Raw genomic sequence first — 22,626 nt, forward strand, 5'->3', positions numbered from 1 at the left:
AACTGTTATTTGGTTACAGTTAATAACCTAAAATAATGCCACTATCATGTTTAAATACTAAGAGCAAATATGGCGCAAGCAATAGATGCATCAAAAGATCGCCCCAGCGATCCTAGAAATAGAGAAGTTGTGTTTCCTCCCAACCGCGATCCGCAGTGGGGAGACTTAGAGACACCAATCAATAATTCTGGTTTGGTTAAATGGTACATTAATAATTTGCCAGCTTACCGTCAGGGTATAACTACCCAACGCCGAGGCTTAGAAGCTGGGATGGCTCATGGTTATTGGCTGCTTGGTCCTTTCGCCAAACTCGGCCCGTTAAGGGATGCTGATATTGCTAATTTAGCTGGATTGTTATCAACTTTAGGAATGGTAGCAATTTCTGCTTTTGCGATCGCCCTTTACGCTAATAGCAATCCTCCCCAACCAGTTGCAAATGTAACAACTGCCAATCGAGTACCTGATGCTTTCAAATCTCCCGAAGGTTGGAATAGTTACGCGACTAGCTTTTTAATTGGTGGCGTTGGTGGCGCTGTAGTTGCCTACTTCCTGCTTGACAATATAGAAGTGATCCAAAAGGTGTTTAGTTAATTATCAAAAAATTCCGCCGATTTTTAATGGGCGTAATTAGAGAGTAGGTAAAAAAAGTGGAATGTATTTGCTATTAGTGAAAACTTCAACTTTTTTTCTCTGCTCTTTTTTAGTAAATTATTGAAATTTTCGCTAAGGTAGAATGACACTTTCGAGTTGATGCAAAGCTGTTTCCAAGTCATCATTAGTAATTTGCACATCAAAGTCGCCAGCCGAGGCAATTTCTATTTGGGCGCGTTTCAAGCGACTACTGATAGCAGAGCTTGAATCGGTCGCGCGATCGCGCAAACGTTGCTCTAGGGCGCTAAAAGACGGCGGTAGGATAAAAATCCGCAACGCATCAGGACAGGAAGTATAAATTTGGTTCGCACCATCAAGCTCAACTTCTAGCAAAACTGTTTTGCCTTCAGCGATTTGTTGTTCTACAGGCAAACGTGGAGTGCCATAATAGTTGCCTGCAAACTCCGCCCATTCGAGCAAGTAGTGATCGCTAATCATTTTTTCAAAATCGGTGCGACTAACAAAGTAATAATGTTCTCCAGAGGTTTCACCCGGACGCGGCGAACGAGTAGTTGCAGAAATTGATAAATATATTTCTGGGTGGCGTTGCAAGAGAATTTGCACCAAAGTACCTTTACCAACACCGCTAGGGCCAGTTAAAACAATTAACTTTCCCCTAAACTTGTGTTCATTTGCTTGAGACGTAGAATTAGAAACTTGCATTTCTTGGCACAAATCCAACCTATTTAATTGTAGTATTTACAGCAATCTTGCTAATTATCTGGCTGTTCGCGGTTGAGTACAAACCGATTTGCCACCGTTTCCGGCTGAATTGCTGACAAAATAACATGACTTGAATCGGTAATTATTACCGCCCTAGTACGACGACCATAAGTAGCATCAATTAGCTGACCGCGATCGCGGGCATCTGTAATAATACGCTTAATGGGGGCAGATTCGGGGCTGACAATGGCAACTACTCGGTTAGCAGAGACAATATTACCAAAACCGATATTTATAAGCTGAATATCCATGCAAAAATGACGCGACGCGCCGTATAACAAGCATTAAAACCTAACTTCAATGGTATATACAAAAATGCGTGACTTACAAGCCTGAAAAGCGCGAAAAACCTGATTTTTAGGGCATTTAACCCTGTTTTTTGATTTTTATACCTTTAGAAATCGCTCAAAAGGTAGATTAGGCACTTAATTTTATTCTCTTAGTTAAAGAAGATTTGTTTTGCAACCTGTTGACTTGACAACTTTAATTGCTGCTTGCAGCGAAATTCGTAACCATTGGCTACCCGCACGTACTGAGCAAGTATACCAACGAAACCGCTTTACAATTGCGATCGCCTTACGGACGCTAAACACGCGGGGATGGCTAGAAATTTGCTGGCATCCCCAAGCGGCGCATTTTTGTATGGGTTCTCCACCACCGCGATCGCCTGATACTTTTACATTTAGCCAACAATTAATCCATCAATTGCATGGTTTGGCGCTAGTGGCAATTGTGGAGGTTGCGCCTTGGGAACGAGTAATCGATCTGCAATTTGCTCCTCGTCCTGGAGAAAGTGCTTTAGGGCATTTGTATGTAGAAATTATGGGCAAATATAGCAATGTTATTCTTACTGATGCCAATAAAGTAATTGTTACGGCGGCGCACCAAGTTAGCCAACAGCAATCAAGTGTCCGTCCGATTCAAACCGGGCAAGTTTACGAATTGCCACCATCATTAAGTGGTGCTGTACCATCAAAAAGTGAAATGCGATCGCGTTGGCAAGAGCGAGTAGGCTTAGTTCCAGGAGCGATAGGACGTTGTTTGCTGAAAAACTACCGGGGTTTAAGCCCAGCTTTAGTACAGTCAATGGTACGAGTATCGGGGTTAGATCCAGAACAGCCTACTACTAGCTTAGAGCCGGAAGATTGGCAAAGGTTATTTAACCGTTGGCAAGAATGGTTACAAAACTTAGAGAAATTACAATTTTCCCCCGGTTGGACGGCTAAAGGTTACACGGTAATGGGTTGGGAAGTAATCAAGCAAGTAACAGATATTCAGGAGTTGCTAAGTAGTTACTATATACAGGAGTTAGACGGGCAAGAATTTACTCAATTGCGTAATCAACTACTGCAAAAGCTGAGTAGTATTTTAGAAAAATTGCGGCTAAAAGCGCGAACTTTTACAGAGCGCTTGCAGCAGTCAGCGCGAGTAGATATTTACCGTCAACACGCCGACTTATTGATGGCTAATTTGTCAGCATGGCAACCAGGGATGAAAGAAATTATTTTGCTTGACTTTGAAACTAGCAAACCTGTAGCCATTAGTTTAGAACCCGAAAAAAACGCTGTCCAAAATGCCCAAAAGTTATATAAACAAGTAGGAAAGCTTAAACGCGCTCGTGGTGCGGTGGAGCCATTGCTAAACGACGTACAGGCAGAGATTGACTATCTCGAACAGGTAGAAGCGGCAATTTATCAAATAGATAAGTATCAATCGACGGCAGATTTAGAAGCTCTTTACGAAATCCGCGACGAACTAATCGGGCAAAAACTTTTAGAAGGTACGCAATACATTCGTCCAATTTCTAGCGCTGACTCAATGCCAAATTTTCATAGGTTTTTAGCGCCTAGTGGGTTTGAGGTATTAATTGGACGCAACAATCGCCAAAACGATCGCCTAACTTTTCGATTAGCCAATGATTACGATTTGTGGTTCCACGCTCAAGAAATTCCTGGCGCTCACGTACTATTGCGCCTAGAACCCGGCAAAGTAGCCGAGGAGCGCGATTTACAATTTACTGCTGATTTGGCTGCTTACTACAGCCGTTCGCGTCAAAGTACCAGCGTTCCAGTAGTTTATACTCAACCCAAGCACGTCTATAAACCAAAGGGAGCTAAACCTGGTATTGCTATTTATAAGCAAGCGCGCCTTTTGTGGGGCAATCCTAGCCAAGGGGCAGCATATGTCAATCAGGACAGCAGCAATTAAGTATAGTTTTGAGCCAATTTTCTGTTTTGCATCTCTCTAGTGGGGTACTTATGTCAAGATTTCATGAATTTTTATAAAAAAGTCTGTAGTTCCTGTTACAGTAGGAAAAGAGATTTCTACCAACTGAAGCTTTGGGATAGCGCCGTTGGGTTTCCTGGAATTAAATGACAATGTAAAAATAAAATTATAGACTAGCTGTGGTAGGCTGGTCTTTTTTAATAATCTAACTGGTTTCGGTGGAGAGCGGCGCTATAGCGTTTAAAGGTATGGATCGCAGGAACTTTTTAATCCAAGCAGGAACAATTACGTTGTTGCAATTGTTAGCAGGCTGTAACGAGCGAGAAAAACAAAGGCTGCGAGTGCAGTTGTTAAAAGGTTCTATCCCTGCTCAGTTATTGGAGAAATTTAAGGCAAGTTTAAAACAACCTGCGAATCTAGAGTTTACCCCAGTCGAACAATTAGTAGCGGCTTTCGACTTATTAAAGTCTTGGGAGCAACCAAAAGCCGACAAAACCACTAGCCCTTGGCAACTACCAAAAATTCCTTTAATCAATCCCGCAACGCCAGAAGTTGCAGATTTATTAACTTTAGGTGATTTTTGGTTAGGTGATGCGATCGCCCAAAAGTTAATTAAGCCCTTAGACATTGCCAGCTTACCCCAATGGCAAAAGCTACCCCAACGTTATCAAGAACTTGTAAAACGTAACGCCCAAGGCTTTCGTGATGATCTCAATGGGCAAATTTGGGCAGCGCCCTATCGTTGGGGTAATACCGTAATTGTTTACAACCGCGATAAGTTCAAGTCTTTGGGGTGGACACCGACAGATTGGTGCGATCTGTGGTGCAAAGAATTGCGAGGTCGGATTTCTTTACCCAATCAGCCGCGAGAAGTAATTGGTTTAACTTTAAAAGCACTTAACCTCTCTTACAACCCCAAAACCAAAGACTTACAGCAAGTCACAGGATTGACACAGCGACTAAAAGACCTACATCAGCAAGTTAAGTTTTATAGTAGTGATCGCTATATGGAGCCGCTAATTTTGGGCGATACTTGGTTAGCTGTAGGGTGGTCTACCGATGTTATCCCTGTTTTGCAACGCTATAAAGAACTTGAGGCGATCGTTCCCCGCTCTGGTAGTGCAATTTGGGCTGATGTTTGGGTTAGTCCCACAAAAAGCAGTTCCAATCAGCTTTTAGCGCAGCAATGGATTGATTTTTGTTGGCTGGATCAAAGTCAAAGACAGATTTCTATATTGAGTAAAGCTGCATCGCCAATGGGGGTAAAAATAAACCCGACAGACATTCAAGAAACATTAAGAAGCCTATTGCTAGTTGAAGCCGAAACCTTAGCCAAGAGCGAGTTTTTATTGCCGTTACCCCAAGAAACTATGTCACAAATTGAATTGCTGTGGCAAGCAATGAAGCCTTAAGGGATTGTTTTCGAGCCGCGAACGCTGGCTTTACCTAACGCCTCTAGATTAGCCATGCTACACAAACGAGGCTGGACTTTGAAGTTGCAAGTATAGGTAGCTAAAAGCTCTTGTTGATAATTAAATACCCTAACGTTGTAGCCGTAATCGCGGGCAATATTGCCAAAATTATTGACAAACTTATACCGCTCTACATAATCTAACAGACTCCAAATCTGCCGATTGACAATTAAGTCTATACGTGCTGTGCGGCTACCTTTAGTTGGGTACGCTAACCAATTATCTAGCAATTTACCGCCAAACTGTTCTTTTGCCCACCAGATACTAGGGATAGTTAATTGTTTTTGAGAAATATTGCTTGCCGTAATTACACCATTTTTGACGGCGGCATTAGGAGCAAGCAAACTTAGCTCTAATCCTTCCTTAGCTGGAGATGGTACAGTAGCAGTCTTTGCCGTAGCCAAGGGTAAGGAAGGAAGGATAAAAGCCGCACAAGCAAGACCAATAGCTAGGAATGATAGCGATTTTGCTTTTACCAAAACAAAAAGCCGTGTAATTTAATAATGGGGTAATGTTCCTATACTAACTTAGTAGCCTCGCCGTGCGACAAGTTAGAAGCTTTTAGGCTCTTTGACGGTTTGCTTTGAGCGCCTTAGTAGTTTGTCGCCAGAGAATGGTAAATATTGTCCCCGAAACTAAAGCACCTAAAACTGACTTAACGGTATTTTTGAGCAGCAGTCGTTCAGCATTGGTGCGACTGGTTGCTGCTTGGGCTTTTAATTTATTTTGCCCCTCAACAATTTTTGCTAATAATTGAGTTTTTAACTGAGCGACGTTTTGAGTCGGTACAGTACCCGCTTGGGGATTAAGGCGTGTTAATACACTTTGAATTTGTGCAGGAGTAGTAGCGGTATTAAGTACCCCTTGCAACTGTTGCAACTGAGTTGCTTGTTGCGTAACTCTAGTATTGAGTTCTTGAGCGCTTTGGTTGTTGAGTCTCAAACTTGCACTAATTCCTAACGGTACTAATAAGAAAAATAACACCCCTACTAATAAACACGCCCAAGATAAAACCTTAAATATTTTTAGGCTTTTTTCGCCAGAAAATACCAGCACTGCACCTAATAAAGGTACAGGTACTCGCTCAACCAGACTTCTGACCATTTGAAATTCCCAAGCGGGATTTGTAAATAGTGCTGGTACAAAAATATCAATTACGTCAAATAACGATAAAGCTAATAAGGCGTAACCAACGACGCGAAAAAGAGGAGCGAACCACCATTCATTACTGTTTGCTTTTGTCACGCAGGCAAAACCTTATTTTACAAAATTAATCTTAACTACAAATTATCCTTGGGGGTAGCGGACAATCCACCACTGATACCAAGAAATCCACGCTTTTTCTAGAATCAAGTAAGCCGTCTGTGGCGAAGACTTATTTAAGGGTATGGAAAAATGGTTCCATAAGCAACGAGTATCTCGCAAATTGCGCTGACCCAGTAACCAAGGAATTGTGCGATCGCTCATCAAATCGTAGCGATCGCGATTATCATTAAACTCCTGTCTAGTCAAAGTACCACCTCCTCTCGAGTTCATACAGGTAGTTAGATAAGCACGGTTTTGGGCAACATACATACCATACGTTCCGATTCCTGGTTTCTGCCTGGTTACAAAAAATTGTTCGTTAGATCCGTACTCTACAGGACTATAGTTTGATAAAAACTGCTGATAGGCGCTAAAACTTTCTAGTTCATAAACCATTTCAATATCTAAGAGCAGATTGTTTTGGCTATAGCGATAATATTTCCCTTTGGCAAAAGGTTTACCTACCGTTTGACCTTTTTTATCAGTTTTGCTAATAAAAGGCTCGCTTTTTTGAAATTGCCATCCCTCTAAAGGTACATTTTGAGGAAAGGCAACGGGGGTAGGCTGGCGTTTGCCAATGTTTGGATCTAAAATTAGTTTGCCCAAAACTATAGTAGTACCAGCAAAAATAAATATCAGTAACGGTATGCGTAACTGTTTAGAGATCATGAATTAGGCAACTCCAGGTGATCGTCAAGCTCGCTATCATCATCTTGTTTTGTGATCAAGTAGCAGAAACCACCAAAAAGTACAGTACAAATTAAAAAGAATATCTGCGAACCTGTACCTAGGTGCCAGTAATCGAATGCTTCGGGGCTTGATTTTGCCACCAAATAAGCCATTAAAGCTACTCTAACGGAGTTAACCAAAAAGGCGATCGCAATGGCAACAATTGGGACAATAATTCGTTTAGCCAAGCTAGTAGGAAACATGATTATAAACAGGATTGCTAGTTTTACTAACTGTGATATAGTTTCCATTCCCGAACAGCCTGGATATACTTCCACTGCTCCTGTGGGCATAATAATATTTACTCCTTGGCGCACCACTGGCAAGCCTACGTAAGATAAAAATGCAAAGGAAAATTTGGCTGTAAAAATTGATATATCTATGCGTTGGGCAATATATCCTACAGGTAAATTAAAAGCAAATATAATTAGTAGTTCTAGCCAATACTGACGCAACCCTTTAATTCCAGAAGCCAAGAGTGCCAGACCAAGAAATGCTATAAATGGGGTAAGTTCTACAAAAGAATCTACTGCTGTAACATAGTTACTTCGCAGCAAGACAAAAGCAATTAGTAAAATACCTAGCAAGCTAGAAAAAATATCACTTTCAAATTTTAAAGTCTGACGTTTTTCTGCTAATAGAGAAAACACTGCCCCCAAACCCAGCAAGCTAATAGTTACCTGACTTAAGGTGCCATCAAGCCTCATGTATATGCTGACATACACGGCACTCAAGCTGCCAGCAATTGCCAACAACCAAAACTGAGTATTTTCTAAAGGTTTTATCTCCGCAAGAGAATTGATTTTCATAGTTTTAATCTAGATAAACTAATTTTTAGTTGGCTGAAATCTACCTTACTTTTTATACTTAGTTCCATAGGCGACGACGAGCAGAACCGTTGAGCTTTTGGTGAGCATCAGCTAATAAAGCCGGAATATTTAATTGTTCGGGACACCGAGGCAGGCAGTCGCCACAAGCTGTGCATCGGTTGCCTTTATTTCCAGGAAACCAATGACCAGCATTTTCTAGCATTGTGTATCGGTAATTACCATAGTCGCTCATATCATAGGCAACTGCAAGATTACGTAAGCGTAAAATTTCGGAAATATTGACATTTTCCGGGCAAGGCAAACAGGCGTAGCATTGGCTACACTTTTGCGGTTCTATAGTAGTTAATTGCGCCAATAAGCGATCGCAAGCGGCAATTTCGGTAGAATTTAACGGCGTATCGAAGTCGCTATATTTCAGGGGTTCTATTAATTCGTCAGCATTCGCCGCCCCCACACTGAGAGTAGTAATTTGAGGATCGCTAAGTAAAAAACGATAGTTTAATCCCAACGGTGTCAAGGGATAACACAAATCGATTAGTTTTTGGGGTGGGGTGTAAAGCTTACCGCCTTTATCGGCTGGGGAAATAATAAATACACCTAAATCCTTTGCTTTGGCTAATTCTAGAGCGGCAGCATTGCGTTGAAAAAAGTAATAGTAATGTAAGTTGACAAACTCAAATAACTCAGAAGAAATCGCCGCACTAATTAACTCTAAAGATCCGTGACTTGAAAAACCAACGTGTTTTACCTTCCCCTCCCGCACGGCGGCTTGCATGGCCTGCTGGCAGCCTTCACTTTTAGCTAACTCAAGCTGCTCCCAAGTGTTGATGCCGTGAATTGCCAAACAATCAATATAGTCTAGTTGTAGGCGTTTTAAAGACTCGTCAATGTAGCACCGCATAGAGTCAGCATCGGGCGTTGGCGAGATTTTGGTTGTAATGTAGATTTGACTTCGTGTTGCGGGAATTTGAGCTAAAGCCGCCCCCAAATATTCCTCACTTTTGCCGTACCCTCTAGCCGTTTCAAAATGATTAATGCCACAAGAAAGAGCTTTTTCTACTGTCTCTTGGGCATTTGCTGGAGAAGCTAAGTAGCGCATCGTGCCTAGAGAGAACACAGATAAATAGAGGTTTGTTTTACCAAAACGTCGGTAACGCATAACAATTAAATTTTAAGCTTCTCCAGCGCTAAAGCCTTTCCCTTGAATTAAATCTTCTGGGCGGAGAGTAGAAAGAAACTCTTTAAAAGCTCGTTGTTCAGCCTCATCAGCGTCTCTATCGACAGGAATAGAGGCATCGGCGATTACTTCTTCCATCACCCAAATGGGGCTATTAGTACGCAAGGCGATCGCGATGGCATCACTAGGACGCGCGTCAAGTTCTTTTTTGACTTCCCCTTGGCGGAGGCTTAAAATGGCGTAAAACGTGCCATCTTGAATTGAGTGAATCACCACGCGATCTAAAGCCATACCCCAAACTTCGATCATGTTTGCCATCAAGTCATGGGTGAGGGGGCGGGGCGGTTTTTGGTGTTCTAAGGCGCTGATAATTGCCTTAGCCTGGTCTTGATTTATGTAAATTGGCAGCGCCCGCCGCTCAGTTCCGTCTTTTAGCAACACAATCGGGCTGCGGTTTACAGCATCTATAGCAATGCCAGCAACTCTCATTTCAATCATTGATGTAGCCTCTAAAATCCTTTGTGCTTATAGCAATGGGGGCAAGGGGGTAAACTAGAGCTAAATATAAGGTGGTAGGTACGTTATACATATTTATATTCATAGCTGAATCAATGTAGGAGCCGGATTTAATTTTTTGAGTCTGTGTCAAACAAATGCTCATTACCCAAGTATGACCCCTCTTGATGAGATTTATGTAAAGCCAATTAGAAGAATTTAAGTTAATTTTTTTTTAAGAAAATTTTTGGCAAACTTGCAGAGTAAAAATGTCATGTTTACAGGATTAATTCAAGCTTTGGGACAAGTTCGTTCTTTAGGAAGCGACTTACTAAGTATCAATTGCCACGACGATAATGCTAGTCTAATTTTGACCGATCTTGCCCTTGGTGACAGCGTGGCGGTAGATGGTATTTGTTTAACGGTGATGGAAGTTTTGCCGCAAGGCTTTGTCGCTGCCGTTTCCCCGGAAACTCTTGGGCGTACTACTTTAGCTCAAAGACAGCAAGATGAGCGTTTTGTTAACTTAGAGCCTTCTTTGCGCGTCGGGAGCAAGTTGGGGGGACATTTTGTGATGGGTCATATAGATGGGATTGGTTACTTAGATTCTACAGAGCAAACGGCGACTTCTTGGGAAATGAGTTTTGTTACGACAGAGGCGATCGCGCGTTACATTGTCCCCAAAGGTAGTATTGCGATTAATGGTATCAGTTTGACTATTGCCGATTATGACAATGCACGCTATTGGTTTAAAGTGGCGGTTATTCCCCTGACTTACACTGAGACAAATTTAAGCTATTTGCAACTAGGTGAGGCGGTGAATTTGGAAGCGGATATTTTGGGTAAGTATATGGAAAAATTAATTCCTAAGTCACCGCAGGATGAATTGACTCCGGCGTTTTTGGCGGAAAATGGCTATTTATAAAGAGATCCCCCCTAACCCACGTCAACAAAGCGGGAAGCATAGCTACACCGCTTTTTGACTCCCCTTAAAAAAGGGGGAAAATATAAGGAATAAGTTAGAAGATAATTTACTGGCTAATTAGTTTGAGCAAGCTATCAGCCAAACATGGCATGAACTAAATATCTAAGTTTGCCTCGTGGACACTTAGCCAGTGCTTAAAGCGCTACAAAAACTTTCTCTGATTTTCACCTGTTTATTTCTCCTCATGCTTGAACACTAAACGCCATTTTAGATAGATGTTAATATATCTAATCGCATCTTCAACCCGCCAGCGAAACTCTGTCTAAGCGCGAAGTTCTTGAAGAAGAACAGGTTTAACACAAGGTGTTTCTCCAAACGTTGTTTTGTACGGGCAATGTATGCAAGCCCCAAACAAGCGTTAGCGCGTACTTTATCGCTTGGATGTTCAGCTAGACGTAGACATACATCCTGGGCATATTTCCAGTCTGGAAAATGCTCACCTAATGTTAATGACAAGATTAGAAAATCCTCCATTGAGCCACTAAATAATAATTCCTCAACTTCTTGCCGATGTGTGAGTACAGGCAGAGGGCAATAAATGCCTGGTGGCAAATCTATAGTAAAAATTTTATCCTTTGCTTAATTATCCTGTATCATTATTTTGATAGAATAGTCCGGTATTCCGACCGATAAACCGGGGATTAAGAGGAGAAAAGAGTATGAGTTGGTGGCGAAGTATAACTAAAGGCAAATTAAAAAACTTTGTAGCGTTATTTCTGGTAGGGGTAGTATTAACAAGTGCGATCGCAGCTTGTTCGGGAGGAAGCAGCACTAGCAATTCTCCCAGCGCGGCTAGTGGTGGAGGGGATAAAGAATTAACCCTTGTATCCTATGCTGTAACCCGCGCCGCCTACGAGAAAATCATTCCTAAATTTACGGCAAAGTGGAAACAAGAAAAAAATCAAAACATTGTTTTTAACCAAAGCTACGGCGGTAGCGGTTCTCAAACCCGTGCGGTAATTGATGGTTTGGAAGCTGATGTTGTAGCTTTAGCTTTAGCCTTGGATACAAAAAAAATTGAGCAAGCAAAACTGATTGCGCCAGGATGGGAACAAAAAGCACCTAACAATGCGATCGTACATAAATCTGTAGCAGTATTAGTTACCCGCGAAGGCAACCCCAAAGGCATTAAAACCTGGGCAGATTTATCTAAGCCAGGAGTAGGCGTAATTACTGCTAATCCCAAAACTTCCGGTGGTGCGAGATGGAACTTTTTGGGATTGTGGGGTTCCGTAACCAGAACCGGAGGGGATGAAGCAAAAGCCCTAGATTTTGTAACTAAAGTAATTAAAAATGCTCCCGTATTGCCTAGAGATGCGCGCGAATCTAGCGATGTATTTTTTAAGCAAGGACAAGGAGATGTGTTAATTAACTACGAAAATGAAGTAATTTTAGCGGGATTAAATGGCGAAAAACTGCCCTACATAGTCCCTGACGTGAACATCTCCATCGATAATCCTGTAGCGGTGGTAGATGCCAACGTTGACAAACACGGCACAAGAGAAATTGCCCAAGCATTTGTTGAATATCTTTACAGTAAAGACGCACAACGAGAATTTGCTAAAGTAGGCTTTCGACCAGTAGATCCTAGCGTAGCTACGGAGGTGTCAAAGCAGTACGTGCCGATTAAAACCTTATTTACTGCTCAAGATATGGGGGGATGGGATGAAATTCAGAAAAAGTTTTTTGAAGATGGGGCAGTTTTCGACAAAATTCAAGCTAGTTAGGCAAATATTCGAGCCAAAAAACTATAAATGGTATCTTCTTACTCTAAACAAAAAAAATCAGGATGGGAACCCTTAAACAAACTATTAGGGTTATCTATACCTTGGCGAATTACTTTAGGCTACTTGACTATTGTGCTGCTTTTGCCTGTATCAGCATTAATATTAAAAGCAGCGACAGAAAAGCCGATTGACTTTTGGAGAATTGCTACAAGTCCTGTTGCTTTAGCAACCTATGATGTTACCTTCGTTACGGCTTTTGTCGCCGCACTAATTAACGGAGTTTTGGGACTATTGATTGCTTGGGTGTTAGTTAGGTACGATTTCCCTCTCAAACGCCTAGTGGATGCGTCAATCGATTTACCCTTTGCCTTGCCTACGTCGGTTGCAGGTTTAACTTTGGCAACGGTTTACAGCAATAACGGCTGGCTTGGCTCTTTAGTAGCACCCTACGGAATTAAAATTGCTTTTACTCGCCTGGGGGTAGGGGTGGCGATGTTATTCATCTCCTTGCCCTTTGTGGTGCGCGCTTTGCAGCCTGTATTGCAGGAAATGGAAAAAGAGATCGAAGAAGCGGCGTGGTCGTTAGGGGCTTCTAGATGGCAGACTTTTTGGCGGGTAATTTTGCCGCCTTTGATGCCTGCAATGCTGACGGGAATCGCCTTAGCCTTTTCTCGCGCGGTGGGAGAATATGGTTCAGTGGTAATTGTTGCCTCAAATATCCCTTTTCAAGACTTGATTGCCTCGGTGCTAATTATCCAGCGCCTAGAACAGTACGACTATTCGGGCGCAACGGTAATCGGTACAGTTTTGCTAATAATTTCTCTAGGAGTTTTGTTAGCAATCAATCTATTACAAGCTTGGGGAAGACGCTATGAACTCTAATATCGCTGGCAAGTCCTTTAATCCTGATTTAACCAAAAAAAAATTAGCTAGTGGCGATCGCCCTTGGGTAAAATTTGTTTTAATTGGGATTGCGATCGCCTATCTTGCCTTAATTCTATTTATTCCTGCCGCAAATGTCTTTGCTCAAGCCTTTAAGTCTGGCTTTGGGCCTTTTTTGACAAACCTAACCCAACCTGTTTTTCTTCATGCGGTTAAACTCACGGTCATTATTGCTTTAATTGTTGTCCCCATTAACACCGTTTTTGGACTTTGTGCAGCGTGGGTAATTGCCCGAAATCAGTTTCGTGGGCGAACATTGCTCATTAGTATTCTAGACGTGCCTTTTGCTGTTTCTCCGGTAGTAGCGGGACTAATGCTCGTGCTACTCTACGGGCGTAATGGTTGGTTTGGGCCATTGTTAGAGGAGGTAAATATTAAAATTATTTTTGCCCTCCCAGCAATGGTAATTGCTAGTGCATTTATTACGATGCCTTTTGTCGCCCGTGAAGTTATCCCCGTTTTGGAAGAATCCGGTTTTGATCAAGAAGAAGCCGCAAGAACTCTAGGAGCAAGCGATTGGCAAACCTTTTGGCGCGTCACTCTCCCCAATATTCGCTGGGGTTTGCTCTACGGGGTGATTTTGACCAATGCTAGAGTTATGGGCGAGTTTGGAGCCGTTTCGGTAGTGTCGGGAAATATTGGCGGCAAAACTCAAACGTTGCCCTTATTTGTTGAAGAAGCTTACAAACAGTATCAAACCGAATCTGCTTTTGCGGCGGCGGTTTTGCTGGCAGGTTTGGCTTTAGTAACGCTGGTATTAAAAGAAATTCTCGAACGTAAAACTCAAATCAAAGATATTGAATAGGAGAGCGCGCTATGGCTACCCAAAATTCTCGCAATATTTCAACGTTTCATTCTTCCTTGCAGACATCTAGACCAACTCAAATACGAATCAAAATTCGTATCCCCAAAGACTTGCATGAAGAACCAGTAATTTCGCGCTTAGTTTCTCATTACGGTATCACCGTAAATATCGCCGCCGCTCTATTGGGCGCAAATATGCGTGATGATGGCTGGTTTGAATTAGACTTGCGTGGCAAAGCCGAGCAAATTCAAAGCGCTTTGATTTACCTTAATGAGTTGGATTTAGAAATTTGGGGTCAATCAACACCCCAAAACGATGGCTGGTAAAAGTTTAAGTCATTTGATTCTCAATTGCCCACCGAGCTAATTCTGTGCGATTGTGCAACCCAGTTTTGCCTAACATATTAGAAACATGACTTTCTACAGTACGCTGACTGACATTGAGTTCGTCAGCTATATTTTTATTTGCCAACCCTCTAGCAACAAACTGCACAACCTTCATCTCTGTTTGCGTCAGGTGAACATCGAAGGGAACTTGAATTTTTGATTCATTATCGCCTCCCTCCGTCGATTGCTGTCTTTGCCTATAGGCTTGTTTGAGCGAAGCTTCTACTTGAGCTACTAATTCTTCTGGCTCAAAAGGTTTTACCATGTACACATCTGCGCCCACATTTAAACCCTTAACTCGGTCTTGGGGTTGACCTTTGGCTGAAAGAAACAAGACGGGAATCCAGCTAGTGCGCTCATTTTCGCGGACATTACTTACAAAATCATAGCCATCCATTTCTGGCATCATCACGTCACAAACAATCATGTCTGGGACATCGGTTTCTAAAACATCTAAAGCTTCTCTGCCATTTTCTGCGGTGATAACTTCATAACCCCGAAATTCTAAGTAATCTTTGACCAACAATATTAAATTTGGATCGTCATCAATTAATAGCAGTCTTTTGTGTTCTTTAGTGCTAGTTTCTTTCATACTTTGCTACTGTGGTTACTTTATAATTTGATGAAATTTTATAATAGGTGGCTTATCTTGTTCTTTTGATACCATCAAGCGATAGCGCAAGCGCTGACTTTTCAGTTCGCACCTAATTCTCTAATCTCGAAAGATGGCGATTCCAGTAATGCTACGGAATTATATAGTATATCTAATGCGTTGTGATGTGTTATTTTTTCCGTCTAAAATCTTCGCAATCTTACTGGCAATAGTTAATAATAGCTTTTACATTGTTTTAGTGAAAAAATAACTGTTATTATTGTTTACTTATTGATGTATCAAAACTTACAGGTTGCGGTAAGGGATGAGTTAAAAAGGCATATTCTTCAACTACGCGGTTATTAATCAAATGTTCTTGAATAATTCGCTCAATAACTTCAGGCGTTGCTTGACGATACCAAACCCCATCAGGATAAACTACTAAGATTGGTCCAGAGCTACAAACACGCAAGCAATTAGCTTTGGTGCGAAATATACAACTAGGGCGCAGACTTGTGGGTTTATCAAGTTTTAACTGTTTTAAACGTTTTTTGAGGTACTCCCAAGATTCTAAACTTGCCTCCTTAGAACAGCATTGAGGAAAAGTTGGGTCAGCACAGATAAATAAATGGCGTTGAATTTGCTCTAAACCTAAACTTTTAACGCTATCAGCTAAAGATTGACTCGGTAGGATTTCTTCAATTGGGGCGGTATTTTCTGGAGTCATTGTTACGAAAGATAATTTTTTCTTTAAATAAACATTGCGCTCTTAACTCAATTGCCATAACCATTGCAACGATCTCACGAAGTAAGTTCGGAAACCCGTACACAAAATTTTGTTGCTTTTAGTCACTATATTTAGCTAAATTAGCACTCAGGAGCAGAGAGTGCTAATTTTTTAAAGGAGACATAGATATATGGCAGCAGTAACTTTAAGTGTATCGACAGTTAGCCCCCTAGGCGATCGCGTATTTGTCAAAGTCAGCGCCGCAGAAGAAAAGACCGCCGGAGGTCTATATTTGCCTGATAACGCCAAGGAAAAGCCCCAAGTAGGGGAAATTGTTAATGTTGGGCCTGGCAAGCGCAACGACGACGGTAGCCGCACCGAACCTGATGTCAAAATCGGCGACAAGGTACTTTACTCTAAGTACGCTGGTACAGATATTAAGCTCGGTACAGAAGAATATGTACTGTTATCAGAAAAAGACATTCTTGCTGTAGTTGCATAGAAAGCAAATCTAAAAGATAAATTTTCTTGCATACCTCAGTCAATTCAACCCCTCACCACACAGGTTAAACCATATGGCAAAGCGAATTATATATAACGAGAATGCTCGTCGTGCTTTAGAAAAGGGCATGGACATTTTGGCCGAAGCCGTAGCTGTTACCTTAGGGCCCAAGGGTCGTAACGTAGTGCTAGAAAAGAAATTTGGCGCACCCCAAATTGTTAACGACGGCGTAACCATTGCTAAAGAAATCGAACTAGAAGACCACGTAGAGAATACAGGCGTAGCCTTGATTCGCCAAGCCGCTTCTAAAACCAACGACGCAGCCGGAGATGGTACAACTACAGCTACCGTCCTTGCTCACGCTATGGTCAAAGAAGGCTTGAGAAACGTAGCGGCGGGAGCTAATGCTATTTCCCTCAAGCGTGGCGTAGATAAAGCAACAAACTTTTTAGTAGGCAAAATTGCCGAACACGCTCGTCCAGTAGAAGATTCAAAATCAATCGCGCAAGTTGGCTCAATTTCTGCGGGTAATGACGAAGAAGTTGGTCAAATGATTGCTGATGCGATGGATAAAGTCGGTAAAGAAGGCGTAATTTCCCTAGAAGAAGGGAAATCTATGAACACCGAACTTGAAATTACTGAAGGGATGCGCTTTGACAAAGGCTACATCTCTCCTTACTTTGCCACCGACCCTGAGCGGATGGAAACAATTTTTGAAGAGCCTTACATCTTGTTAACTGACAAGAAAATTGCTTTAGTTCAAGACTTAGTACCAGTATTAGAGCAAGTAGCTCGTTCAGGTCGTCCGCTAGTAATTATTGCTGAAGACATCGAAAAAGAAGCTTTAGCAACTTTGGTAGTCAACCGCTTGCGTGGTGTATTGAACGTAGCGGCGGTTAAAGCTCCAGGATTTGGCGATCGCCGTAAAGCAATGTTAGAAGATATCGCTGTACTGACGGGCGGTCAACTAATCACTGAAGACGCTGGCTTGAAGCTAGAAACTACTAAGCTAGAAATGCTAGGTAAAGCTCGTCGCATCAACATTACCAAAGACACTACAACTATTGTTGCTGAAGGTAACGAGCAAGCAGTTAAAACTCGCTGCGAACAAATCCGCCGTCAAATGGAAGAAACCGAATCTTCCTACGACAAAGAGAAGCTCCAAGAGCGTCTAGCTAAGTTAGCTGGTGGTGTAGCAGTTGTTAAAGTTGGTGCAGCTACAGAAACCGAGATGAAAGATCGCAAATTGCGTTTAGAAGACGCGATCAACGCGACCAAAGCAGCCGTAGAAGAAGGTATTGTTCCCGGTGGCGGTACAACCTTGGCTCACCTATCTCCTGAATTAGAGAGTTGGGCAACTGCTAATCTCAAAGATGAAGAATTGATTGGCGCGATGATTGTTTCTCGTGCTTTGGCTGCTCCCTTAAAGCGAATTGCTGAAAATGCCGGACAAAACGGCGCAGTAATTGCCGAGCGTGTCAAAGAAAAAGAGTTTAATGTTGGCTTCAACGCCGCAACTAACGAATTTGTTGATATGTTTGAAGCCGGAATTGTCGATCCTGCTAAGGTAACTCGTTCCGCCTTGCAAAACGCAGCTTCCATCGCTGGTATGGTTTTAACTACTGAGTGTATTGTAGTTGACAAGCCTGAGCCAAAAGATGGTGCTGCTCCTGCGGGTGGTGGTATGGGTGGCGGTGACTACGATTATTAATCGTAAATGGGCGTAAGTATTACTTGCGCCTTCGCGGTTACAGAACAATAGGGTAGAGTCTCCTAAATAGGAAACTCTGCCCTATTTACTTATATATAAATATACCTATGGGTTGTTTGTCGTTAAACCTTGCCAAGGTAAAATATTTGAAAATTAAATTAGTTGCTTTTTATAAAAAATAATTTATAACAAAAAGTTTTATGCAGACTCAAGAGCAGTTAGAGCAAAAATTATTAGAGTGCATTCAAGAGGTGTATTTCAAAATTCTAGGACATCAACCTCAGCAGATTTCGTGTAAACTGGTCGATAAAAATTTAACAGTAATTATTGAAGATTCTGTTACCCAACCAGAGAAGTTATTAATAGAAAGTGGCAAGCAAGACTTGGCGCGACAAGCAAGAACAAATATTCATTTGGCTTTTGAGCCTTATCTTAAATCGACAATTGAAGAAGTTACGGCTATTCCTCTAACAGATTTAATTAGCAAGTCGTCCTTAGATACAGGACGAACTAGCATTGTGGCAATTTTAGCTCATGCACCAGAATTAATCGATTCTAACAAATAAGGGCGATCGCACTTCTCATTATCAACCTTCAGCATTTCACGACAGTCAATTAATTTTCTGGCGATTTTAAAGCGCGATCAAGAACGGCGCGCGCTTGTTCGGCTTTTGCTCTAGCTTCTTGATAGCGCAAATTAGCTTGAGCAAAGGTTTTCAACACCTTAAACCCTTCTTTTAAATCGGCGATTTCTTCCTCACTTACGAGCTTATCAGTAAATAATATATCCACCGCCGCCCGTACTGCTAACGCCTCAGCGCGCGATTCTTGGACTTTTAACTTCAGCGTCGCTAGATTACTTAGTATCTGTACAGCTTGGGTAATGCCATCGTCATCGGTGCGATCGCCTGCGGGTAAATCTTTAACCTCAATTAGCTGCTGCGGACTAAAACCTTCTTCTAAATCCGTAGCTAACGATCCGTCATCCATGAGTTCCATCAGTTGATCCATCGCTTTTTCGCGGGCTTTGGCAGAATCTTTACCGGAAACTTCTAAAATAACTTCAGGACTTTGGGCGAGAGTATACTTAACCATATCTACAGACAGAATTATTAACTAATTTTACTTTAGAAAGCCGCTTCGATAGTCATGAGTGACTTCCACAACCGCACTTCTATCAGACGGATACCCCTCTATTTTAAAAGATTAAAATTGCTTCTTATTTCGTTACAATCGAGACATCGCTGAAAGTAAGAGGCAGTGCAAATGAACGGCACTATTCGAGTTGGTAATTTGTTCGGGATTCCATTTTATGTAGCTAAGTCGTGGTTTTTCGTCCTAGCTTTAGTAAGTTGGAGTTATGGTAGCGGATTAGCGGCGCAGTTTCCGCCTAGTAGCCCCCTACCTTTGCTATTAGGATTAGTTACAGCATTACTATTATTTGCTTCGGTACTGGCGCACGAATTAGGACATAGTTTTGTCGCTTTGCGTCAAGGAATTGGTGTTAAATCAATTACTTTGTTCTTGTTTGGTGGTTTAGCTAGTTTAGAAAAAGAGTCAGAAACCCCCGCAGAAGCATTCAATGTAGCGATCGCTGGGCCCTTGGTAAGTTTGGTACTATTTGGGACAGTTACCGCGATTAATGCCACTATTCATCTTCCCGCACCTTTTGCGGCAATTTTGGGGGTATTAGCTTACGTTAACTTAAGTTTAGCTCTATTTAACTTGATTCCTGGCTTACCTTTAGATGGCGGTAATATTCTTAAAGCCTTAGTCTGGAAAATCACCGGAAATCCTTACAAAGGTGTAGTTTTTGCCAGCCGTGCAGGTCAGTTTGTGGGTTGGATTGCGATCGCTAGTGGTTTAATTCCTCTACTAGTATCTGGTAGCTTTGCTAACTTTTGGAACTTGTTAATTGGTCTATTTTTGCTGCAAAATGCAGGCAGATCGGCGCAGTCTGCAACGGTACAAGAGAAGTTTCAAGGCTTGACGGCGGCGGATGCAGTAACAAAAAATAGTCCAATAGTTGTCGAGTCTACGTCTATTAGAGATTTTGCCGATGAATTGATTATTAGTGGTAGTAATTGGCGTAAGTTTTTAGTTATAGACAACGGAGGATTATTAGTAGGGGCGATTTCTGCAAGTGACCTTAATAAGTTTCCTAAATATCACTGGCAAGAAAAGTTCGTCAAAGATTTAATGCAACCAATAGATACAGCAGTTTTGCATTCAAGTCAATCGCTACTAGATGCCGTAACTACCCTCGAACAACAACAGAAGTCTGCACTACCTGTAATTGAGGAAAATGGCGTACTACTAGGAATATTAGAAAAAGCAGCAATTCTTCCCTTACTTCAGCAAAAGACTCAAGTAAACCCTGCTTAACTAGCCTCTAATAAATATCCAAAGGAGAAAGAGATAATTTAATCTTTCTCCTTTAATTTTGCGATCGTGACTTACCAGCGCCAAAAAGCTAAACTATTGCCATTCAGTATGCACTAGGTATTTATATGAAAGACCGCGACTATACTTTAGTTATTGACAAAAGTGGCAGTATGTCCACTCCCGATCAGCAAGGTGGTAAAAGTAGATGGGAAATAGCTCAAGAATCTACTCTTGCTTTAGCTAGAAAATGTGAGCAATTCGATCCAGATGGAATAACTGTTTATGTGTTTTCGGGCAGGTTTAAGCGGTACGATGATGTAACTTCTGCTAAAGTCGCGCAAATATTTCAAGAAAACGATCCGTCAGGAACAACAAACTTAGCTTCGGTACTTCAAGACGCAACCAATAATTATTTTAAACGCAAAAGTAGCGGACAAACTAAACCAAATGGAGAAACAATTTTAGTTATAACTGATGGTGAACCAGACGATCGCCGCGCCGTTATGGAAGTAATTGTTACAGCTACAAGACAAATGGAAAACGATGAAGAATTAGCAATTTCTATGATTCAAGTTGGGAGCGATCCTCAAGCTACTAAGTTTCTTAAAGCTTTAGACGATCAATTGCAAGGAGTGGGTGCAAAGTTTGATATTTGCGATGCTATTACTCTAGATGATATGGAAGATATGAGTCTTGCTGATGTTTTAACAAATGCTATTAACGATTAATTATAAGTGAATTAATTTCTTTGCTTTAATTATGTTTAGCAATAACTAATTTAACGCTGTTATAATAGCAGCGTTAAATCTTTTAAAATGGCAAAATATGGATGCAATCGATAAACTGTTGTCCCAAATTGAAGCCGACGACAGAGAACCCGCAAAGATACCCAAACTGCAACCAAAAACCCCGCCCCTTGAGCCTAGTTCCGATATAGATAACCTGTTAGCAGAAGTTCACGCCGATTTTGCTAAACCAGCTACGTCTAAATCTTTAAAAAATGACTCGCCAGTAATTGATAATATTTTATCGCAAGTTAAAGCTAGTTACAAAGAACAAGACCAAGAGCGATTGCAACTAAAACAGCAACAACTACAAGCAGAGCAACTAAAACAAATTGAAACGTTAAAACTTCGCGCCAAAGCTTGGTTAAAACAACTAGATCCATTATCCACCGAGGGGTTATGGTTTGAACGATTTGCTGAAGGCTACCCCACAAAACTAGCAGCCGCAATTAATTATCTTCAAGAATCTTAAATAAGTGAATCAATCCCCAGAAAACCACCTATCAGAAATTAATAGTATATCTATAACTGGAGTTGCTGCTAAACAGCCATTTATGGCAACAGTGCGGGAATTAGTCTGGGCTTATCAAAGTTTTAGAAGTTACTCTGATACCCAAATTCGTCAAATGGGTTTAACTTCTTCTCAATTTGATATTATTAGCACCTTAGGTAATACTTCGGGTCTGACTTTTAATAAGCTGGCAGAAAAAACCCTTACTACTAAAGGCGAACTTACAGGCATTATTGACCGTTTAGAGAAAAAAGGCTTGGTACGCAGAGAAGTACCCAAAGAAGATCGGCGCAGTTTTATCGCCGTGCTAACTCCTGCGGGAGAAAAAGTCTTTACCGAAACTTTCCCCGCTCATATCTCCCATCTCAAACAGCGCTTTGACAATCTAAGTGGTGAGGAATTGCAGCAAATTCAGGCGGCTTTAGCAAAACTGAAGAATTTATTTTAACTCTTACCAAGACTGTTTGCACGCGAACAAAATCTATGTTATTAATAATTAGTACGTGTTAGTACATTAATGGGAGTGCTAAAACCATGAGAATGAATTCAGAACTTGAAAAAACCAGCAATGGGCGCGATCGCGGTTTATACACCTCAAAAAATGTAATTTCTCTAATAGCGCGGATTCTGTTATCAGCACTTTTTCTCTGGTCAGCGTTCAATAAAATAATGAATCCGGCGGGTACACAACAGTATATGACAGCAAATGGATTACCACTTGTGGGGTTACTGTATCTCGCTACTGTTGCCGTTGAGTTAGGGGGCGGGTTATCGGTATTGCTAGGGTATAAAGTACGTTGGGGTGCGATCGCCTTAGCAATTTTTCTGATTCCAGCTACCTTAATTTTCCATACTAATTTTGCCGATCAAATTCAGCAAATTATGTTTATGAAAAATCTCGCTATTTTTGGCGGATTATTGATGATTATTCAGTATGGCGCCTGTCTCTTATACACATCT

27 protein-coding genes are annotated in these 22,626 nt (G+C 41.5%); 16 read left to right on the forward strand and 11 right to left on the reverse strand.

Annotation, left to right across the window (positions count from 1 at the left end; all coding sequences use genetic code 11):
- Positions 1–69 precede the first annotated feature (69 nt).
- Positions 70–591: a photosystem I reaction center subunit XI gene (locus tag C7B70_RS05405; protein WP_106368037.1), complete on the forward strand. Its 522-nt coding sequence runs from the start codon at positions 70–72 to the stop codon at positions 589–591.
- A 132-nt stretch (positions 592–723) separates the two neighbouring features.
- Here C7B70_RS05405 and gmk read toward each other — a convergent pair whose 3' ends face one another.
- Both gmk and remA read right to left on the reverse strand, forming a co-directional pair.
- Positions 724–1,314: a guanylate kinase gene (gmk, locus tag C7B70_RS05410; protein ID WP_106368038.1), complete on the reverse strand. Its 591-nt coding sequence runs from the start codon at positions 1,312–1,314 to the stop codon at positions 724–726.
- Between the two features lie 50 nt (positions 1,315–1,364).
- Positions 1,365–1,625 (reverse strand): extracellular matrix/biofilm regulator RemA, encoded by a 261-nt coding sequence (gene remA / locus C7B70_RS05415; RefSeq protein ID WP_106368039.1) that lies wholly within the window; start codon positions 1,623–1,625, stop codon positions 1,365–1,367.
- Between the two features lie 208 nt (positions 1,626–1,833).
- Here remA and C7B70_RS05420 point away from each other — a divergent pair, with 208 nt between their 5' ends.
- Together C7B70_RS05420 and C7B70_RS05425 are read left to right on the forward strand one after the other, a co-directional pair.
- Positions 1,834–3,582 (forward strand): NFACT family protein, encoded by a 1,749-nt coding sequence (locus C7B70_RS05420; protein ID WP_106368040.1) that lies wholly within the window; start codon positions 1,834–1,836, stop codon positions 3,580–3,582.
- A 266-nt stretch (positions 3,583–3,848) separates the two neighbouring features.
- Entirely contained in the window at positions 3,849–5,012 is a 1,164-nt protein-coding gene (locus tag C7B70_RS05425; RefSeq protein WP_106368041.1) for an extracellular solute-binding protein, read from the forward strand.
- Here the strand turns inward: C7B70_RS05425 and C7B70_RS05430 are convergent.
- From C7B70_RS05430 to C7B70_RS05455, 6 genes are all read right to left on the reverse strand, one after another.
- Complete coding sequence (locus tag C7B70_RS05430; protein WP_199192070.1) at positions 5,009–5,551, reverse strand: hypothetical protein; 543 nt, start codon at positions 5,549–5,551, stop codon at positions 5,009–5,011. The two genes, C7B70_RS05425 and C7B70_RS05430, sit on opposite strands and share 4 nt — an antisense overlap.
- An 82-nt stretch (positions 5,552–5,633) precedes the next feature.
- Positions 5,634–6,317: an HpsJ family protein gene (locus C7B70_RS05435; RefSeq protein WP_106368043.1), complete on the reverse strand. Its 684-nt coding sequence runs from the start codon at positions 6,315–6,317 to the stop codon at positions 5,634–5,636.
- Between the two features lie 42 nt (positions 6,318–6,359).
- The gene (locus C7B70_RS05440; protein WP_106368044.1) at positions 6,360–7,046 is read right to left on the reverse strand and encodes a cyanoexosortase A system-associated protein; all 687 of its coding nucleotides are present in this window, start codon (positions 7,044–7,046) and stop codon (positions 6,360–6,362) included.
- Positions 7,043–7,915, reverse strand: a complete 873-nt coding sequence (gene crtA / locus C7B70_RS05445; protein WP_106368045.1) for a cyanoexosortase A — start codon at positions 7,913–7,915, stop codon at positions 7,043–7,045. Before crtA ends, C7B70_RS05440 begins: the two co-directional genes overlap by 4 nt.
- 58 nt (positions 7,916–7,973) lie before the next feature.
- On the reverse strand, positions 7,974–9,095 hold the full coding sequence (locus C7B70_RS05450; protein ID WP_106368046.1) for an aldo/keto reductase: 1,122 nt from the start codon (positions 9,093–9,095) through the stop codon (positions 7,974–7,976).
- Positions 9,096–9,107: 12 nt separating this feature from the next.
- Positions 9,108–9,611 carry a bifunctional nuclease family protein gene (locus tag C7B70_RS05455; RefSeq protein ID WP_106368047.1) on the reverse strand — a complete coding sequence of 168 codons (504 nt, stop codon included), beginning with the start codon at positions 9,609–9,611 and terminating at the stop codon, positions 9,108–9,110.
- A 271-nt stretch (positions 9,612–9,882) separates the two neighbouring features.
- Here C7B70_RS05455 and C7B70_RS05460 point away from each other — a divergent pair, with 271 nt between their 5' ends.
- From C7B70_RS05460 to C7B70_RS05485, 5 genes are all read left to right on the forward strand, one after another.
- Positions 9,883–10,533: a riboflavin synthase gene (locus C7B70_RS05460; protein ID WP_106368048.1), complete on the forward strand. Its 651-nt coding sequence runs from the start codon at positions 9,883–9,885 to the stop codon at positions 10,531–10,533.
- 719 nt (positions 10,534–11,252) lie between these two features.
- The gene (locus tag C7B70_RS05470) at positions 11,253–12,320 is read left to right on the forward strand and encodes a sulfate ABC transporter substrate-binding protein (protein WP_106368049.1); all 1,068 of its coding nucleotides are present in this window, start codon (positions 11,253–11,255) and stop codon (positions 12,318–12,320) included.
- A 27-nt stretch (positions 12,321–12,347) separates the two neighbouring features.
- Positions 12,348–13,202 (forward strand): sulfate ABC transporter permease subunit CysT, encoded by an 855-nt coding sequence (gene cysT, locus C7B70_RS05475; RefSeq protein ID WP_106368050.1) that lies wholly within the window; start codon positions 12,348–12,350, stop codon positions 13,200–13,202.
- A complete protein-coding gene (gene cysW, locus C7B70_RS05480; RefSeq protein WP_106368051.1) occupies positions 13,192–14,067 on the forward strand; it encodes a sulfate ABC transporter permease subunit CysW in 876 nt (291 codons plus the stop codon). Before cysT ends, cysW begins: the two co-directional genes overlap by 11 nt.
- An 11-nt stretch (positions 14,068–14,078) precedes the next feature.
- Entirely contained in the window at positions 14,079–14,393 is a 315-nt protein-coding gene (locus C7B70_RS05485) for an NIL domain-containing protein (RefSeq protein ID WP_106368052.1), read from the forward strand.
- Positions 14,394–14,397: 4 nt separating this feature from the next.
- On the opposite strand, the gene C7B70_RS05490 is transcribed toward C7B70_RS05485, so the two are convergent.
- Positions 14,398–15,045, reverse strand: a complete 648-nt coding sequence (locus C7B70_RS05490; protein ID WP_106368053.1) for a response regulator transcription factor — start codon at positions 15,043–15,045, stop codon at positions 14,398–14,400.
- A 277-nt stretch (positions 15,046–15,322) separates the two neighbouring features.
- A complete protein-coding gene (locus tag C7B70_RS05495; protein WP_106368054.1) occupies positions 15,323–15,772 on the reverse strand; it encodes a ferredoxin in 450 nt (149 codons plus the stop codon).
- A 190-nt stretch (positions 15,773–15,962) separates the two neighbouring features.
- On the opposite strand from C7B70_RS05495, the gene groES reads away from it, so the two are divergent.
- The 3 genes from groES (at position 15,963) to C7B70_RS05510 (ending at position 18,551) form a co-directional block, all read left to right on the forward strand.
- The gene (groES, locus tag C7B70_RS05500) at positions 15,963–16,274 is read left to right on the forward strand and encodes a co-chaperone GroES (protein WP_106368055.1); all 312 of its coding nucleotides are present in this window, start codon (positions 15,963–15,965) and stop codon (positions 16,272–16,274) included.
- A gap of 73 nt (positions 16,275–16,347) precedes the next feature.
- Complete coding sequence (groL, locus tag C7B70_RS05505; protein ID WP_106368056.1) at positions 16,348–17,985, forward strand: chaperonin GroEL; 1,638 nt, start codon at positions 16,348–16,350, stop codon at positions 17,983–17,985.
- A gap of 200 nt (positions 17,986–18,185) precedes the next feature.
- Complete coding sequence (locus C7B70_RS05510) at positions 18,186–18,551, forward strand: DUF2294 domain-containing protein (protein WP_199192071.1); 366 nt, start codon at positions 18,186–18,188, stop codon at positions 18,549–18,551.
- A 49-nt stretch (positions 18,552–18,600) separates the two neighbouring features.
- On the opposite strand, the gene C7B70_RS05515 is transcribed toward C7B70_RS05510, so the two are convergent.
- Positions 18,601–19,080: a hypothetical protein gene (locus C7B70_RS05515; protein WP_106368058.1), complete on the reverse strand. Its 480-nt coding sequence runs from the start codon at positions 19,078–19,080 to the stop codon at positions 18,601–18,603.
- Between the two features lie 171 nt (positions 19,081–19,251).
- Here C7B70_RS05515 and C7B70_RS05520 point away from each other — a divergent pair, with 171 nt between their 5' ends.
- The 5 genes from C7B70_RS05520 to C7B70_RS05540 form a co-directional block, all read left to right on the forward strand.
- Positions 19,252–20,370, forward strand: coding sequence for a site-2 protease family protein (locus C7B70_RS05520; RefSeq protein ID WP_106368059.1), 1,119 nt, complete (start codon positions 19,252–19,254; stop codon positions 20,368–20,370).
- A 125-nt stretch (positions 20,371–20,495) separates the two neighbouring features.
- A complete protein-coding gene (locus C7B70_RS05525; protein ID WP_106368060.1) occupies positions 20,496–21,098 on the forward strand; it encodes a VWA domain-containing protein in 603 nt (200 codons plus the stop codon).
- Positions 21,099–21,195: 97 nt separating this feature from the next.
- The gene (locus C7B70_RS05530; protein WP_106368061.1) at positions 21,196–21,627 is read left to right on the forward strand and encodes a salt stress protein, Slr1339 family; all 432 of its coding nucleotides are present in this window, start codon (positions 21,196–21,198) and stop codon (positions 21,625–21,627) included.
- A gap of 4 nt (positions 21,628–21,631) precedes the next feature.
- Positions 21,632–22,114, forward strand: a complete 483-nt coding sequence (locus C7B70_RS05535; RefSeq protein WP_199192072.1) for a MarR family winged helix-turn-helix transcriptional regulator — start codon at positions 21,632–21,634, stop codon at positions 22,112–22,114.
- 86 nt (positions 22,115–22,200) lie between these two features.
- Positions 22,201–22,626 (forward strand): DoxX family protein (locus C7B70_RS05540; protein ID WP_106368073.1); only part of this gene is annotated, 426 nt, incomplete at its 3' end.

Origin of the sequence: Chlorogloea sp. CCALA 695, from assembly GCF_003003885.1 — a bacterium.
Taxonomy (GTDB): Bacteria; Cyanobacteriota; Cyanobacteriia; order Cyanobacteriales; family Chroococcidiopsidaceae; genus Aliterella.